This window comes from Streptococcus cristatus (assembly GCF_003943815.1).
GTDB classification, from domain to species: domain Bacteria; phylum Bacillota; class Bacilli; order Lactobacillales; family Streptococcaceae; genus Streptococcus; species Streptococcus cristatus_F.
Genome location: NZ_RJNA01000054.1, coordinates 1 through 812 on the forward strand (window position 1 = coordinate 1; position 812 = coordinate 812).

The 812-nt window shown below is 34.2% G+C and carries 1 protein-coding gene and 1 pseudogene; one reads left to right on the forward strand and one right to left on the reverse strand.

What is annotated here, in order from left to right; genetic code table 11:
* Positions 1-260: 260 nt before the first annotated feature.
* Entirely contained in the window at positions 261-497 is a 237-nt protein-coding gene (locus D8872_RS11085) for a hypothetical protein (RefSeq protein ID WP_260471702.1), read from the reverse strand.
* A 122-nt stretch (positions 498-619) separates the two neighbouring features.
* On the opposite strand from D8872_RS11085, the pseudogene D8872_RS10685 reads away from it, so the two are divergent.
* A pseudogene (locus D8872_RS10685) lies at positions 620-812 on the forward strand (recombinase RecA); the annotation flags it as partial.

Genomic DNA, 812 nt, shown 5'->3' on the forward strand with positions numbered 1-812 from the left:
ATCTTGAGGATTTTCATTTAATTTCGGCACTTTAACATTTCCTCCAATTATTGATATAGATTATTTAATTTTTGTAAATCCATGCAAAAGATATCTTTCTCACCAATTCTATTATAATCCCTTTTAAAAATATCGCTCTAATACATATTTGATATTTCCAGTACTTGACATATCTCATATACATCATATTTCAAATAAGTAGTCTTTATTTGATTAGTGAACAACATAACACTACACTCTGTAAAACCAAAAACACAAAGTTACCAATAGTACCTTTTCTCACTCAGATATTGTTCTTTTTGTTCTCTAGAATTTTCATGATTTCTGATTCCTAATAATTCGTCTGTTGAAGAAACTATTGGGTCTATCCAGTCAGCTTTGGATCTAATCCAATCAATTTCTTCTTTACTAAGTTTTCCTGCTATCTCTAGTTTATCTGCCATCAATCTTAAATCATTTGCAGTTTGAAAATCTTCTAGCATATTAAGAAGAGACATTGTCCGCTTCTTCTCATCTTCGATTTTATTTTGTAATTTTCTTTTTCGCTCTTGTTCTTCTTCGTATAGTCTTTCTCTCTCTTCACGTTCAAGTCGTAAGTTCTTAACTTTATAATACTCTTGGTAAATTGATTGACTCTGGTGCCGTTGATTTGGTCGTCATTGACTCAGTTGCAGCTCTGGTACCACGTGCGGAAATCGATGGGGATATCGGTGACAGCCACGTCGGCTTGCAGGCTCGAATGATGAGCCAGGCGATGCGCAAATTGTCTGCTTCTATCAATAAAACCAAGACGATTGCCATCTTTATCAACC